This window comes from Pandoraea bronchicola, from assembly GCF_902459805.1.
Lineage (GTDB): Bacteria > Pseudomonadota > Gammaproteobacteria > Burkholderiales > Burkholderiaceae > Pandoraea > Pandoraea bronchicola.
This window is the reverse complement of record NZ_CABPST010000017.1, coordinates 52,197-67,835: the sequence shown is the minus strand read 5'-3', so window position 1 is coordinate 67,835 and position 15,639 is coordinate 52,197. Positions and strand designations below refer to the sequence as shown.

General features: G+C 61.5%; 15 protein-coding genes. 4 read left to right on the top strand and 11 right to left on the bottom strand.

The window, feature by feature from the left end:
• The 4 genes from PBR20603_RS22875 to PBR20603_RS22860 all read right to left on the bottom strand — a co-directional run.
• Window positions 1–983, bottom strand: a 983-nt coding sequence (locus tag PBR20603_RS22875; RefSeq protein WP_150561749.1) for an NAD(P)(+) transhydrogenase (Re/Si-specific) subunit beta, incomplete at its 3' end; no start/stop codon positions are given.
• A gap of 1 nt (window position 984) precedes the next feature.
• Window positions 985–1,326 carry an NAD(P) transhydrogenase subunit alpha part 2 gene (locus PBR20603_RS22870; RefSeq protein ID WP_150561748.1) on the bottom strand — a complete coding sequence of 114 codons (342 nt, stop codon included), beginning with the start codon at window positions 1,324–1,326 and terminating at the stop codon, window positions 985–987.
• Window positions 1,327–1,340: 14 nt separating this feature from the next.
• Entirely contained in the window at window positions 1,341–2,471 is a 1,131-nt protein-coding gene (locus PBR20603_RS22865; protein ID WP_150561747.1) for a Re/Si-specific NAD(P)(+) transhydrogenase subunit alpha, read from the bottom strand.
• A 42-nt stretch (window positions 2,472–2,513) separates the two neighbouring features.
• Window positions 2,514–2,888 (bottom strand): HAD family hydrolase, encoded by a 375-nt coding sequence (locus PBR20603_RS22860; protein WP_150561746.1) that lies wholly within the window; start codon window positions 2,886–2,888, stop codon window positions 2,514–2,516.
• Window positions 2,889–3,139: 251 nt separating this feature from the next.
• On the opposite strand from PBR20603_RS22860, the gene PBR20603_RS22855 reads away from it, so the two are divergent.
• Window positions 3,140–4,144, top strand: a complete 1,005-nt coding sequence (locus PBR20603_RS22855; protein ID WP_150561745.1) for a LysR family transcriptional regulator — start codon at window positions 3,140–3,142, stop codon at window positions 4,142–4,144.
• Window positions 4,145–4,218: 74 nt separating this feature from the next.
• Here the strand turns inward: PBR20603_RS22855 and PBR20603_RS22850 are convergent, their stop codons facing one another.
• The 7 genes from PBR20603_RS22850 to oxlT all read right to left on the bottom strand — a co-directional run bounded on the left by PBR20603_RS22850 (window position 4,219) and on the right by oxlT (window position 12,299).
• Window positions 4,219–4,992, bottom strand: coding sequence for a fumarylacetoacetate hydrolase family protein (locus PBR20603_RS22850; RefSeq protein WP_150561744.1), 774 nt, complete (start codon window positions 4,990–4,992; stop codon window positions 4,219–4,221).
• A 122-nt stretch (window positions 4,993–5,114) separates the two neighbouring features.
• Window positions 5,115–6,362, bottom strand: coding sequence for a formyl-CoA transferase (gene frc / locus PBR20603_RS22845; RefSeq protein ID WP_150561743.1), 1,248 nt, complete (start codon window positions 6,360–6,362; stop codon window positions 5,115–5,117).
• 12 nt (window positions 6,363–6,374) lie between these two features.
• Window positions 6,375–6,812: a hypothetical protein gene (locus tag PBR20603_RS22840; RefSeq protein ID WP_150561742.1), complete on the bottom strand. Its 438-nt coding sequence runs from the start codon at window positions 6,810–6,812 to the stop codon at window positions 6,375–6,377.
• Window positions 6,813–7,040: 228 nt separating this feature from the next.
• The gene (locus PBR20603_RS22835; protein WP_150561741.1) at window positions 7,041–7,481 is read right to left on the bottom strand and encodes a PAS domain-containing protein; all 441 of its coding nucleotides are present in this window, start codon (window positions 7,479–7,481) and stop codon (window positions 7,041–7,043) included.
• A gap of 213 nt (window positions 7,482–7,694) precedes the next feature.
• Complete coding sequence (gene frc / locus PBR20603_RS22830) at window positions 7,695–8,945, bottom strand: formyl-CoA transferase (protein ID WP_039366697.1); 1,251 nt, start codon at window positions 8,943–8,945, stop codon at window positions 7,695–7,697.
• Between the two features lie 25 nt (window positions 8,946–8,970).
• A complete protein-coding gene (gene oxc / locus PBR20603_RS22825) occupies window positions 8,971–10,761 on the bottom strand; it encodes an oxalyl-CoA decarboxylase (RefSeq protein ID WP_174978034.1) in 1,791 nt (596 codons plus the stop codon).
• Between the two features lie 191 nt (window positions 10,762–10,952).
• The gene (gene oxlT / locus PBR20603_RS22820) at window positions 10,953–12,299 is read right to left on the bottom strand and encodes an oxalate/formate MFS antiporter (protein ID WP_010806386.1); all 1,347 of its coding nucleotides are present in this window, start codon (window positions 12,297–12,299) and stop codon (window positions 10,953–10,955) included.
• Window positions 12,300–13,039: 740 nt separating this feature from the next.
• Here oxlT and PBR20603_RS22815 point away from each other — a divergent pair.
• The 3 genes from PBR20603_RS22815 (at window position 13,040) to PBR20603_RS22805 (ending at window position 15,588) form a co-directional block, all read left to right on the top strand.
• Entirely contained in the window at window positions 13,040–14,053 is a 1,014-nt protein-coding gene (locus PBR20603_RS22815) for a 2-dehydropantoate 2-reductase (protein WP_150561740.1), read from the top strand.
• Window positions 14,054–14,626: 573 nt separating this feature from the next.
• Window positions 14,627–14,845, top strand: coding sequence for a hypothetical protein (locus tag PBR20603_RS22810; RefSeq protein WP_150561739.1), 219 nt, complete (start codon window positions 14,627–14,629; stop codon window positions 14,843–14,845).
• A 29-nt stretch (window positions 14,846–14,874) separates the two neighbouring features.
• Window positions 14,875–15,588: a GntR family transcriptional regulator gene (locus PBR20603_RS22805; protein WP_039409675.1), complete on the top strand. Its 714-nt coding sequence runs from the start codon at window positions 14,875–14,877 to the stop codon at window positions 15,586–15,588.
• The last annotated feature ends 51 nt before the right edge of the window (window positions 15,589–15,639 follow it).

The following is a 15,639-nucleotide window of genomic DNA, read 5'->3' as shown; positions in this document are numbered from 1 at the left end:
ACGATCACCAGCGATTCGGCGTTGCTCATCAGGAACGCGGCGTCATCGGGCGAGCCCGACTTGACCGGACGTTGCTGCTGTTCGCCGCCTGCCGCACCTGCCCCGGGCGTTGCACCGAAGCCGCCGAGAATCACGTTGAAGAACGAGCGATTCATGGCGCGGCACATGATGTACGACAGAATCGCGCCCGACGAGCCGACCAGCGAGCCCGCGATGATGAGCATCGGGTTGTTCAGCGAAAAACCGATGCCTGCCGCTGCCCAGCCGGAGTACGAGTTCAGCATCGACACCACGACCGGCATGTCGGCGCCGCCAATCGGGATGATGATGAGTACGCCCAGCACGAAGGCGATGGCCGTCATGATGACGAACGGCGTCCAGCTCTGCGAGACGAAGAACGCACCGCCAAAGCCGAGCATCGCGATCGCCAATGCCAGATTCACCATGTGCTGGCCTTTGAAGACCACCGGCGCGCCCTGGAACAGTCGGAACTTGTACTTGCCCGAGAGCTTGCCGAAGGCGATGACCGAACCCGAGAACGTGATCGCACCGACAAACGTACCGATGAACAGCTCGATGCGGTTGCCCGGTGGCAGCGGCTGGCCCGCCGCGACAATACCGAAGGCCGCCGGTTCCGCGACTGCCGCCACGGCGATACACACGGCCGCCAGACCGATCAGCGAGTGCATGGCCGCCACCAGCTCCGGCATCTTGGTCATCTCGACCTTGCGCGCCACATACGCACCGATGCCGCCGCCGGCGACGAGGCCCGCGAGAATCAGGCCGAGGCCCGAATAGTTGCCGTTAGAGAGTTTGCGCAACTCGAAGATCAGCGCGAGGGTCGTGAGGGCCGCGATCGTCATGCCGATCATGCCGAAGGCATTGCCGCGCCGCGCCATGCGCGGGTTCGACAGGCCCTTGAGCGCCTGAATGAAACAGATCGACGCGACCAGATACAACAGCGTCACAAGATTCATGCTCATGTCAGTGCGCTCCCTTTGCCGCTTCATCATTGGCTGCCGGTTTTGCCGGCGCCTTGTCTTTTTTCTTGAACATCTCGAGCATGCGCTGGGTGACGAGAAAGCCCCCGAACACGTTCACGGCGGCGAGCGCGACAGCGACCACGCCCATCGTCTTGCCGAGGTTGCCTTCGGTCAGCCCGGCTGCGAGCATTGCGCCCACAATCACGATGGCCGAGATCGCATTGGTCACCGCCATGAGCGGCGTGTGCAGCGCAGGCGTGACGTTCCACACCACGTGATAGCCGACGTACACCGCCAGCACGAAGATGATCAGATTGATCACCGTGTGATTGATCATTTCCATAGTTGTGACTCCCCTTATGCCGCACGCAGCACTTCACCGTCGCGGCACATCAGGCACGCGGCAACGATGTCGTCGTTGGTATCGATGACGAGCTTGCCTTCCTTGTCGATCACCAGCTTCAGGAAGTCGAGCACGTTACGTGCGTACAGCGCAGAGGCGTCTGCCGCGACCATGCCAGCGAGGTTGGTGTACCCGGCAATCGTCACGCCGTGGACTTTGACGACCTCGTCGGCGACCGACAGCGGGCAGTTGCCGCCGCCGTTCGCGCCGCGTCCGGCTGCCAGATCGATGATGACCGAGCCGGGCTTCATGGCCTTGACGGTGTCTTCGGCAATGAGCGTGGGCGCGGCACGGCCGGGAATCAGTGCGGTGGAGATCACGATGTCCGCCTGCGTAAGACGGGTGTGCACCAGTTGCGCCTGACGCGCGAGCCACGCGGCGGGCATCGGGCGGGCATAGCCGCCCACGCCCTTGGCGATCTCGCGTTCTTCGTCGGTCTCGAAAGGCACGTCGATGAACTTGGCGCCGAGCGATTCGATCTGCTCGCGCACGGCCGGACGCACGTCCGACGCTTCGATCACCGCGCCCAGCCGCTTGGCTGTGGCAATGGCCTGCAAGCCCGCGACGCCCGCGCCCAGCACGACCAGACGCGCGGCCTTGACCGTGCCGGCGGCCGTCATCAGCATGGGCATGAAGCGTTGATAGAGATTGGCGGCGAGCATCACGGCCTTGTAGCCCGCAATGTTGGCCTGCGAAGACAGCACGTCCATGCTTTGCGCGCGCGTGGTGCGCGGCGCCGCTTCCAAAGCGAAGCCGACGATGCCGGCCGCCGCCATGCGAGCGTTGTTCTCGGCATCAAACGGATTGAGCATACCGACGACCACACTGCCGCGCGGGATCAGAGCGATCTCCGTGACCGACGGCGCGCGTACCTTGAGCACCAGTTCGGCGCCAAGGGCATCGGCCGCGCTGCCGCTCGACGCCCCCGCCGCGACATACGCCGCATCGGGAACGCTCGCGGCCTCACCGGCGCCACGCTCCACGGTGACGCGATGCCCTGCGCTCACCAGCTTCTTCACCGTTTCCGGTGTGGCCGCGACGCGGGATTCGCCGCCGGCCGTCTCCTTTGGAATGCCAATATGCATAGTTATTGTCTCGGGGTCTGAGCCCCTGTCGTGTTGTGAAACTCAGGCCGCGGCGGCTCTCAGGGGCAGCATCGAACGCCCTTCATTGGCCGCCTCGAAGCAACGCACCTTGGTGCAATGAATCAGGTCGCACAGGAATTCCGGCTCGTAGGCGCGCAGCAGATGCGGCTGGTGTCCGTCGAGATAGGCCCCGATCAACACCAGTTCAGCCATGCGCAACGCCTGCGCCGAAGCGCCTTCGAGGTACGCCAGCGGCAAATCTTGATTCCCGGTCGTGTGCAACAGACGGGTGTACGTATGGTGGTCCCAATACCAGTCCAGCCCCAACTCGACGAATGCGTTGTTGAACGCATGCAGATGGGCGTTGGCAACCGGTGCCAGGGCGGCGGGTTTGATATGCGTTTCGATGACAGACATGATGGCGCTCTCCCAAAACAGTGATCGTCTCCAGAACACGCAAACCCGCTCTCGCCTGACGCGACATGTCACCGGCGCTTTGCTGTCACATCACTTTCATGCGGGCTGCCATTGCAGATTACGCAGGCCAACCCATAAAAGACAGTTAAAGTTAATTATGCAAACCATCAACGATTGCTTATACTTCCCGGACCCGACTTCGCGAGCGGAAATCGTTCCGCCGCACGCCCCGATCTCTGGAAGCCAGCCGCATGAAACACGCCACGCTCCGTCAGTTGAAGGTCTTCGAAGCCGTAGCGCGGCACCTGAGTTTTTCGCGGGCGGCCGAAGAATTGCACCTCACGCAACCGGCGGTCTCGACACAGGTCAAGCAGCTTGAGACCCATGCCGGGCTCCCGCTCTTCGAGCAACTGGGCAAGAAGATCTTCCTCACGCCGGCGGGCAGCGAAATGCTTCACTACAGCCGCGCGATCATTGCGCTCTTTCGCGAGACCGAAGAGGCGATGGATCACCTCAAAGGCATTACGGGCGGCAAGCTCAACGTGGCGGTCATCAGCGCAGGCGACTACTTCTTCCCCCGGCTGCTCGCGGCATTTACCGTGCGCCATCCGGGCGTCACGCTGGGTCTCACGGTGCATAACCGCGAGGAACTCCTGCATCAGCTCACCGAAAACCTCACCGATCTGGCCGTGATGGTGCGTCCGCCTCACGAGATCGACACGATCAACGAAGCCTTCGCACCCCATCCCTATGTCATCGTGGCACCGCCCGATCATCCGCTTGCCGGGCTGCGCCAGATTCCGTTCTCGCGTCTGACGGAAGAACCGTTCATCAGCCGCGAGCGCGGGTCAGACACCTGGAATTCCCTGCAGGACGCGTTCGGTCATCGCACCCAGCAACTGAAGATCACGATGGAGATCGCCAGCACGGAAACCATCAAGCAGGCGGTCGTGGCAGGCATGGGCATCAGTTTCCTGTCGGCGCATACCGTCGGCATGGAGCTGCAGACCGGCCAGTTGACGGTGCTCGACGTGCAGGGCTTTCCGGCCTGGCAAAGCTGGTACGTCGTGCACCGTCGCAGCAAGCGGCTGCCGCCGGTCGCGCAAGCCTTCCGCGAATTCCTGCTGGCCGACGGCGCCGCGCTCATCGACGGCATGATGGCTTACAAGAGCCCCGTGCCGCCGCCCGAAGGCAGCGGGAAAAACTACGCGGCCCACAGCGCCGATCAGGCCGCCTCGCGCCGGACAGATTCCTGATCTGCCGAATGAAAAAGGGCGATCGACTCAGGCCATTGCCACCCCGGCCGACCACCGTGAAATCGGTTGCCTCGTCAGCCGCCCATGCGATTGGCCAACGTTCCCAGTCCGTCGATGCTCACTTCGACCAGCGCGCCCTCTTTCATCGAGCCGACACCGATCGACGTGCCCACCGCGATCACGTCGCCCGGCAGCAGAGTCATGTCCTGTGAGAGGCGCGCGACGAGTTGCCACGGGTTGAAGATCATGTCCGCGAGCGGATAGCGCTGACGCTCCGTGCCGTCGAGCCGCGTGACCAGCTCCGCCTCGCGCCAGTCGAAATCCTGCGCAATCACGGGGCCGATACAGCCGAACGTGTCGAAGCCCTTGGCGCGCGTCCACTGCGCGAAGTTGCCGTCCTGCTCGATGATTTCAGCCGCGGTGACGTCGTTGACCAAGGTGTAACCAAGGATGTGATCGCGTGCGGCTTCCTCGCTCACGTGGCTCGTGCGCTTGCCGATCACCACGCCCAGTTCGCCCTCGAAAACGATCTTGCCGGCATACGACGCCGGACGACGAATCACTGCGCCGGGCCCGGACAGCGATGTCGCAGGTTTGATGAGGAAAAGCGGATGCGATGGCGCGGCCTTGCCGAGCTTCGCGCCGAGCGCGTGAAAGTTGTTCCACAGCGCCACGATTTTCGACGGCTCGCAGGGGCACAGCAGATCGACCGCGTCGCGCGCAATCGTCGCGCCCGTGGCGATCGGCTGATCGAAGAGATTGCCGCGATGTTCGAGAATGTGATCGCCCTGCAGCAGGCCGAAGCCGATGCGGCCATGTGCGGTCTTGAAACGGGTCCAGAGCTTCATGCGTTTGCCATTCCTGTAACGGCCCGGCAGCACGGCAAGGTTCGCCGCGCGCACGCCGGGCACGATGTCTTGAAGTCATTCACATCTGCCTCGTGCAGAGACTTGCGCTTGTGCGGCGCGGCTTACAACGCACCGGCTTCGCGCAGGGCTGCGATCTGTTGCGCGCTGTAGCCGAACTCGGAGAGCACGTCGTCGGTATGCTCACCGAGCAGCGGCGAGCGCTCCACATGCGTGGGACTGTCCGAGAGCTTGATCGGGTTGCCGACGGTGAGGTATTTGCCTCGCTTCGGGTGATCGACTTCGACAATGGTCCCGGTCTCACGCAGCGACATGTCCTCTGCAATTTCCTTCATCGAAAGAATCGGGCCGCACGGAATGTCGTACTCATTGAGGATGGCCATGACGTCGAACTTGGTCTTCGTCATGGTCCACTGCTCGATCGTGTCGAAGATCTCGCGCAGACGCGGCAACCGGGCGCGCGGCGTGGCGTAGTCTGGATGCTCCACCCACTCGGGCTTGCCGATCACCTTGCAGATCGAACCCCACACCGGGGCCTGCGTGATGAAGTAGATGTACGCGTTCGGGTCCGTCTCCCAGCCCAGGCATTTGAGAATCCAGCCCGGCTGACCGCCGCCCGACGCATTGCCGGCGCGCGGCACCGCATCGCCGAACTGACCGTTCGGGAACTGCGGATACTCTTCCATCACGCGCGCGCGCTCCAGACGCTGCTGATCGCGCAACTTCACACGGCACAGATTCAGCACGCCGTCCTGCATGGCGGCCAGCACTCGCTGCCCCTGCCCGGTCATGGTGCGCTGATACAGCGCCGTGACGATGCCCAGTGCCAGGTGCAATCCTGTGCCGGAGTCGCCGATCTGCGCGCCAGTCACCATCGGCGGGCCATCGTCGAAGCCGGTCGTCGACGCCGCCCCGCCCACGCACTGCGCCACGTTTTCATAGACCTTGCAGTCCTGATACGGGCCGGGGCCGAAACCCTTGACCGACGCCACGATCATGCGCGGGTTCAGCGCGTGGATGTGCTCCCACGTGAAGCCCATACGATCGAGCGCGCCGGGCGCGAAGTTCTCCACGAGCACGTCGCAGTCGCGAATCATGCGCTCGAGCACCGCCTTGCCTTCCGGGTGCTTGGTGTCGAGCGTGATCGACCGCTTGTTGCTGTTGAGCATCGTGAAGTAGAGGCTGTCCGCATCAGGAATGTCGCGCAGTTGCTCGCGCGTGACATCGCCATGACCGGCGCGTTCGATCTTGATCACGTCGGCGCCGAACCAAGCCAGCAACTGCGTACACGTCGGTCCGGACTGCACGTGCGTGAAGTCAAGAATGCGCACACCTTCGAGTGCCTTGCCCATGGTCGTCTCCGCTTAGCAGGCCGCCAGGGCAGACACGCCCGGGACATGCACCGAAAGTTGGCTCACGGCACACGCCGATCTCTGCTGTGCGTGTGCGCCACACGTGGGGATGGCTTCGCGCTGGAAGCTGGCGACGGTGAACATGGTTTGTCTCCTCCTGATGCGACGGCGTTTATGTAATTGGTATGCGAAACAGATCGACATGCGGGTCTCGCGGGATCTTGCGAAGGCCGTCACCTCTTCGGGCGCCATGCCGGTGTCGCTGACCCTTTGTTGTGATATACGGTATTTCATACACGATATTTTATCAACGGCTTTTTGTTGCCGATGTGTTTTGCTGCGTCGCGGAATGAATCGATCAAAAATGGCCAGAGCCTGATGAATAAAGGGAAAACGCGGCGCAACATTTCGCAGCCGGAGCGCACCGTATACGGGTTTACAGGCATGCATCGCGAATCCAGGATTCGCTCTTCACTTGGAAGGGGGCTTTAAAAAACCATTAGATATATTGAATATAAAATACCAATAATGGCCAACTCCCCTTTCCAACCGTCTCCAGCCGTTCCCAAAATGCAAAAAAAGCGCCGGTTCGCGCGGCCCCCGCCGGGGGCGTTGCAAACCGGCGCTTCCTTGAAACGCGGCTGACGGTCAGTCGCCCGGTGGCCGCCGCGGGGGCGATCAGCCAGCCGTTGCAGCGACCTTGGCTTCCAATTCCGCCAGACGCTTGCGCAATTGCCGGTCCTCCTGGAAGCGCGTCGTCTCGTCGCGAATCACGGCGACGATGCCGGTCACTTCGCCGCCGGCGCCATGCAGCAGCGCTACCGTGAACGCAATCGACATGGCACGGCCGTCCTTGTGTGCGGCGGGCACTTTCAGCAGGTCGCTGCCGTACTTCGTCTGCCCGGTCTCCATCGTCTTCGCATAGCCTTCGTTGTGACGCGCGCGCAGCCGGTCGGGAATGATGATGTCCAGTGGCTGCCCTACCGCCTCGGCTGCCGAGAAGCCGAACATCTTCTGCGCGCCGGCATTCCAGAGCGTGATGATGTTCTGCGGGTCGGCCACGACGATGGCGTCGCCCACCACCTGCACCAACTGATTGACGTCGACGGATGCACTCATGATGTCTCCAATGATCTTGTGGGGAATGGGGTTGGCAGAGTCGCCAAACATGCCAATAAACTACATCAATTAGAGGACAACACCGTCCCGAAAATAAGAATGGGTGCTCGCTCCAAGCGGAGCCGCACCCAAGAACACCTTCGCGCGCGTGCATGCGCCGTCACCGCCCGGGGGCAGCGTCGGCGCACGCAACGCGCAATCCGTGTGCCGAACTTATACCGAACGCGACGAATGCAGATTCGCGATCTGGTCCTTGCTGTAACCCAGCTCGGCCAGAATCTCGTCGGTATGTTCACCCAGCAGCGGCGAGCCCGTGATTTCCGGCTTCAGACCCGAGAACTTGATCGGGCTGCCGACGGTCAGGTACGAGCCGCGCTCCTTGTGCGGCACTTCTACGATCGTGCCCGATGCACGCAGCGACGGGTCGTTCGCGATTTCCTTCATCGACAGCACCGGGGCGCACGGGATGTCGAACTTGCGCAGAATGTCCACCGCTTCGTACTTCGTCTTGTCGGCCAGCCATTCTTCGATGGTCGCGAAAATGTCGAAGATGTGCGGTTGACGGGCTTGCGCCGTTGCATAGTTCGGATCGCTGATCCATTCCGGCTTGCCCAGCGCACGGCAGATCGGCTCCCAGGCGTGCCCCTGAATCGTGAAGTAGATGTACGCGTTCGGGTCGGTCTCCCAGCCCTTGCACTTGAGCACCCAGCCCGGCTGGCCGCCACCGCCGGCGTTACCGCCACGCGGCACCACGTCGCTGAACTCGCCGTGCGGGTACTGCGGATACTCTTCGAGGTAGCCGACACGGTCCAGACGCTGCTGGTCGCGCAGCTTCACGCGGCACAGGTTGATGACCGAGTCCTGCATCGAGACGGCCACCTTCTGACCGCGGCCCGTCTGGCCACGGCCGATCAGTGCCGTCAGAATGCCGATGGCCAGGTGCATGCCCGTGTTGCTGTCGCCGAGCGCGGCGGCCGACACCGTCGGGGGGCCATCCCAGAAACCGGTGGTCGAGGCAGCACCGCCGGCGCACTGCGCCACGTTCTCATAGACCTTCAGGTCGTCGTAGTGGTGACCGTCCGAGAAGCCCTTGACCGATGCCACGATCAGCTTCGGGTTCAGTTCGTTCAGACGCTCCCACGTGAAGCCCATGCGATCGAGGGCGCCCGGTGCGAAGTTCTCGACGAGCACGTCCGACTCCTTCACCAGCTTCTCGAGCACTTCCTTGCCTTCCGGCGTCTTCGTATCCAGCGTCAGCGAGCGCTTGTTGCTGTTGAGCATCGTGAAGTACAAGGCATCGGCGTCGGGAATGTCGCGCAGTTGGCTACGCGTGACGTCGCCCGAACCCGGGCGCTCCACCTTGATGACGTCCGCACCGAACCAGGCCAGCAACTGAGTACAGGCGGGGCCGGCTTGCACGTGCGTGAAGTCGATGATCTTGATGCCTTCGAGGGGTTTGCTCATGTCATGTCTCCTTGATTGACTCGGATTACTTTTTCATCGCCGCGCTTTGCGGATTCAGGTTCGTCAGACGGCCGCTTTCGGTGCCCGCGGCTTCATCGATGACGGCATTGATGAGGGCCGGCTTGCCTGCCGCGATGGCTTCCTGCAGCGCCTTGGTCAGCTCTTGCGGCGTGGTGACGTTGTAGCCAATGCCACCGAAGGCTTCGATCATCTTGTCGTAGCGCGCGCCCTTTACGAACACGGTCGGGGCCACATCCTTGCCGCCCGTCGGGTTGACGTCGGTGCCGCGATACACGCCGTTGTTGTTGAAGATGATGGTGGTGACCGGCAGCTCGTAACGGCAGATGGTTTCGAGTTCCATGCCGCTGAAGCCGAACGCGCTGTCGCCCTCGATGGCGACGACCGGTTGGCCGCTCGTCACGGCCGCGCCGATGGCGAAGCCCATGCCGATGCCCATCACGCCCCAGGTGCCCGAGTCGAAGCGCTTGCGCGGCTGGTACTGATCGATGATGGCCCGCGCATAGTCGAGCGTATTGGCACCTTCGTTGACGAGGTTGATGTCCGGATGCTGCTTGAGCACGTCGCGGATTGCGCCGAGTGCGCTGTGGAAGTTCATCGGCGACGGGTTCTGGGCAAGCGTTGCCGCCATCTTGGCCAGGTTCTTGTTCTTGCGCTCTGCAATGGCGCCCGTCCATTCAGCAGACGGCTTGCCAAACTTGCTGTCCACGCCGGCGAGCAGCGCAGACACGCACGAGCCGATGTCGCCGATGACCGGCGCAGCGATCGCGACGTTGCTGTCGATTTCCGTCGGCGAGATGTCGATCTGGACGAACTTCTTCGGTGCCGAGCCCCACGTCTTGCCCTTGCCGTGAGCGAGCAGCCAGTTCAGGCGCGCGCCGATCAGCACGACGACGTCGGCCTCTTGCAGTACGAACGAGCGCGCGGCCGATGCCGATTGCTCATGCGTGTCAGGCAGCAGGCCCTTGGCCATCGACATCGGCAGGTACGGAATGCCGGTCTTCTCGATGAGCGCACGGATGTCGGCGTCGGCCTGCGCGTAGGCCGCGCCCTTGCCCAGCAGAATCAGCGGACGCTTGGCGCCCTTGATGACGTCGAGCGCGCGCTGGACGGCATCCGGTGCGGGGATCTGACGCGGTGCGGCGTCGATCACGCGAATCAGCGAGTCCTTCGCCTTTTGTGCATCGATGGTCTGCGCCAGCAGCTTGGCCGGCAGATCCAGATAGACGCCACCGGGGCGGCCGGACACAGCCGCACGGATCGCGCGGGCCAGGCCAACGCCGATGTCTTCGGCGTGCAGCACACGGTAGGCGGCCTTGCAATACGGCTTGGCCGCGTTGAGTTGATCCATCTCTTCGTAGTCGCCCTGCTGCAGATCGACGATCTCACGCTCGCTCGAGCCGCTGATCAGGATCATCGGGAAGCAGTTGGTGGTCGCATTGGCCAGTGCGGTCAGGCCATTCAGAAAGCCAGGTGCAGATACGGTCAGGCAGATGCCGGGCTTCTGCGTCATGAAGCCAGCGATGGCGGCCGCGTGGCCTGCATGCTGTTCATGGCGAAAGCCGATGAAACGCATGCCTTCGGCTTGCGCGAGGCGAGCCAGATCGGTGATGGGAATCCCCACCAGACCGAAGATGGTGTCGATGTCGTTCGCTTTCAGGGCATCGATGACCAGATGAAAACCATCCGTCGTTTCTGCCTCGGACACGATGTTCGCGTGTCGGCTGGTGTCTTTGAGCGTGTCGCCCGCGGTGTCGTTTTCCGCCTTGCCGACTGGCACGGTCATCGCAATGGACATAATTCTCTCCTCCAATTTTTCCGGTTTCAGTGTTGCGTCGTCTTGTCTGACGATTAGTGGGTAGTCCTGTACTGCTTCTCTACTTGCTCATCCGGTCGTGCAACCGGGCCCGCGAAGGCACGGGTTGCACGCCGGTCAAACAGTTCTCTAATCAGGCCAGCCAGGCTGCTTCTTCACTTCATCAGTGCGCGTTACGTGGTGCTGCGGCTCAGATCCGCAGCTTTCACGACCGGCTCACTGGACTGCTCCTTGAAGTCGCTGGCATAACGCTGTGCCAGACGGGCACGCATCGGCTTGAGGACGAACAAGGCAAGGAAGGCAGCGAAGGCATTCATGGCGCAGGCGACCATGAACACGGCCTGCCAGCTACCGGTCATCGAGGTGATGACACTTGAGAAGGGCACCAGCAAAGCGGCGGTCCCCTTCGCGGTGTACAACATCCCCGCATTGGTAGCGGCATACTTCGAGCCATACGTGTCGGCGCAAGTCGCCGGGAACAAGCTGTAGATCTCACCCCAGGCGAAGAACACCAGGCCGGTCAGGAGCACGAAGGCCACCGGGTGCTGGCCATACTTCGCCAGTGCGTAGATCCCCACGGCTTCCATCGCGAAGGCGATGAACATCGTGTTTTCGCGACCGATCTTGTCCGATATCCAGCCGAACACCGGACGCGTCACCCCGTTGAGCACACGGTCGATGGCCAGTGCGAAGGTCAGTGCGGGCAGTGTGAGGCCAAGAAGCGAGACAGGTGCCTGATCCAGACCGTAGTCCTTGGCGATCGGGCCGAGCTGCGCCGTTGCCATCAGACCGCCAGCGGCCATCAGCACGAACATCAGATACATCAGCCAGAAGACCGGGGAGCGCATGACTTCCGTCGGCTTGGCGTTGTAGCGCATGGCGCCCGGAGCCAGCTTCTTCAGCGCTTCGATCGATGCAGGCGGACTGGCGAGCGCCAGACCCAACACCAGAACGATGATCCCCTGCCCCAGCCCGAAGGTCAGGAAGGTGTTCTCGTAGCCGCTGGACTTGATCATGTTGGCGATCGGCACCACGGTCAGTGCCGAACCGGCGCCGAAACCGGCAGCGGTAATACCTGCGGCAAGACCACGACGGTCCGGGAACCACTTCAGCGCGTTACCCACGCAGGTGCCATACACCGCACCGGCGCCCACGCCACCCACCGCTGCTGCGAAATACAGCATCGGCAGCGAGGATGCATAGGCATTCAGCACCCATGCAATACCGCACAACAGACCACCCCCGACCACCACCGGGCGCGGACCGAACTTGTCGACCAGATACCCTTCGATCGGCACCAGCCAGGTTTCGGTCACGACGAAAATCGTGAATGCCACCTGAATGGCCGTACGGCCCCAGTGATACTTCTCATCGATCGGGTTGACGAACAGCGTCCACCCGTACTGCAGGTTGGCGATCATCGCCATGCAAATCACGCCGAACACGAGCTGAACCCAAGGGCTCGCGAACACGGATTGTTTGCCGTGTTGATTTGTCGTCTCCACTTGTACCTCCTCCATCGGTTTCCAGTTGTTTGGCAGCTTCACAACAACAACACCTTCCGGATGGGGTCTGCGCCCCCTGGGTATGCTTTACGAGGTCTTCGCCTCGTCGACTTATCTCTGATGCTTACGGGGTCCATTGCCTTTTCCCGTAAATATACCGAACGAAATATACGATATATCAGATTTAAGTCAACACTAATTTATTGCTGTCCTCGTTTTCCTCCTCGCGTGCCGAAGTCGTTTTCGTCCATTGCAGCGAAAACAACTACGGCACGCGAGGCACTGTCCTAAGTGGCGGCTAGATACAGTAACGCAACTGTAGGACGGAGCGGCGCAACAACGCAATGCGAAAACACTAAGGAGTTAACCTGATCCTCTAAGCCTGCCGGATAAGGCGCTCAGCCTTTTTGCATCGGGCTCCTTGCTAATTTTTAAAACCGGCACAAGGCGATATTTCTGTTAGTTTTATTCACAAGACGCCGATTCCCGCATCGCCTCGGCGTCTCTGTAACACACCGTAATAATTCGCTTATCGCTCGCTCGAAGTGTTTCCGGCGACGCCGTTCATGCCGGTCGCGCTCACACATCGAGACCACGATTTTGCGCGCGCCTGCGGGGAAACCATGATGACGATCGTCCCCAGAATGCTTGGCGCTGCCCTCCTTGTGATATACGATATACAACATTTGATATTAGAAAAATAAACGGCCAGTACCAGGCCCAGGTTTCGATTGACCTTTGGAGGGAGAGACTTCATGAAGATTTGCATCTATGGCGCCGGTGCCATCGGTGGCTATCTCGGCGTGCAACTCGCGCGCGCCGGAGCCGATGTCAGTCTGGTGGCGCGTGGCCCGCATCTGGCCGCCATGCGCGAGCACGGACTCAAGCTGCTGATCGATGGCGAGGAACGTGTCGCCCAGTTGCGTTGCACGGACGACCCGCGCGAACTCGGTCCGCAGGATTACGTGATCATCGCCCTGAAAGCGCACTCGGTTCCGGCTGTGCTCGACGCGATGCAGCCGTTGATAGGCCCGGATACGGCCGTCGTCACGGCCGTGAACGGCATTCCCTACTGGTACTTCTATAAGCACGGCGGCGCGCTCGAAGGCACGACACTTGAGAGCATCGATCCGGGCGGCCGTCAGTGGCGTCAGCTCGGACCGGAGCGCGCCATTGGCTGCGTGGTGTATCCGGCCACCGAAGTGGTCGCACCGGGCGTGATCCAGCATGTCTACGGCAACAAGTTTCCGCTCGGCGAAGCCAGCGGTGAGCGCACCGAACGCGTGGAGAAGCTCTCGCAACTGATGATCGCCGGCGGACTCGACGCACCGATCCGCGAGAACATCCGCGACGAAATCTGGCTCAAGCTCTGGGGCAATCTCTGCTTCAACCCGATTTCGGCGCTCACGCACGGTACGCTCGACATCATTGCGAGCGATCCGGGCACACGGGCCATTGCGCGCGCCATGATGCTCGAAGCCAAGGCGATCGGGGACAAGTTCGGCGTGCATTTCCGCGTCGACGTGGAGCGTCGCATCAATGGCGCCGGTGCCGTCGGTGCGCACAAGACGTCAATGCTCCAGGATCTCGAGCGCGGCCGCGCGATGGAGATCGATCCGCTCGTCTCGGTGGTGCAGGAAATGGGTCGCCTCGCCGGCGTGCCGACGCCGACACTCGACGTGGTGCTCGCCCTCATTCAGCAGCGCGAGTTCATGACGCAACCCGATGCCGTCGCCGCCGCGCAGGAACGGTTGGCTAAAGCAGCATGAGCCGAACGCCGTTGATTTGAGACGGTGTCATGCAGGGCGCACAACGGCGCCCCGCTGAATTCGGCGCCTATATATATAGCGTGCAGAAAAAAAGTAGCGCAACCGATTGAATCAGTCGCGTTGCGGCCCCACCCGCAGTCGCTCAAACGTGCCGCCGCCGGATCTCCGGTCGCGGCCGATTTTTTGCCGCAAACCTCCGGCGTGTCTGGCCGGCGCATGCAACACCGGATGTGGTTTCGCGGCAACGCAATATCGTTCATTGGCCTCACCCGCAAAGCACCACCGCGACCACCGAAAATCGAGCACGCCACCCGCGTCCCGAAATCCGCACTAACGCAAGCCCGACGGACATCTGAGGAGGTGCACCGCCATCATCGATCCCCTGAATCCTATCGGAAAAAGAGACAAATCGAGGCAGCAGACACGCATGGTGACGTAAAGAACGTCCCGAAAAACGATAAATTTTGATATTCGGTATGTGGTATATCTTGAGACTTGTTGCGGCGCGACATACAATGCAAAGCAAGTTCTCCCCCACATTACGACCGTTCAACGTTTATCAGGAGTGTCACCATGTTAGTCGCTGCGCTTACTTTGCTTGCCCTTGCTTCCGCCCTTGCTGCCGGTGTTGCGATGGTTCACCTGTTCGTCGCCCTGCCGGCTTCGATGCTCGAAAAGGCCGAAACGAACGGTCGTTTCGCGTATCTGGCGGAAACCACGCAGGCAAACGAATCGGGTAAACTCGTCACCAAGCCGGCAACCATCGTGGGGCAGCAAGCATTGCGCCTCTGAAGGGGCCGTAATACCTAGGAGACTATTGCATGTCCCTGATCACCCCAACTCCGGCGCGCGTGACTCCGCTCGCGCTGGAGCCGATCGACACCACCACGAGTTTTCGCAATCAGGCGTATGCGCTGCTGAAAAAAGCCATCGCAGATGCCGATATCTATAACCAGAAGGAAGAAATTCGCCTGGACGAGCGTCAGCTCATCCAGGTGCTTGGCGTTTCGCGCACGCCGATTCGCGAAGCGATGACCTTGCTGGAACAGGAAGGCTTCTTGCGCACGGTGCCGCGCCGGGGCATTTTCATCATCCGCAAGACCAAGCGTGAAATCGTTGAAATGATTCAGATGTGGGCCGCCCTCGAAGGGATGTCCGCGCGGCTGGCCACATTGCACGCGAGCGATGAGGAAATCGCCAAGCTACGTCATTTGTTCGACGAGTTCGTCAATGCACCGCCGACGGATCATATTGAAGAGTATTCGGACGCGAACATCGACTTCCATCAGGCGCTGATCAATCTTGGCGGGTCGCAAGCGATTGCCAATACGATCAAGAACCTCTTCATTCACGTGCGCGCCATCCGCAAGGTGACGATTGCGCAGAACGACCGGGCGGCTCGCTCGATTGTCGATCACCTGAAGATCATCACCGCCCTCGAGAAGCGCGACACCGAACTCGCCGAGAAACTCGCACGCGACCACACGCTGGGCCTGGCCGCCTTCGTCGAAGAGCACTGCGACTTCCTCGAGTAACGCCAGCATGCCGCGCGTCCGGTAACGGATGCCGCCCGAAAAGAAGCCAGT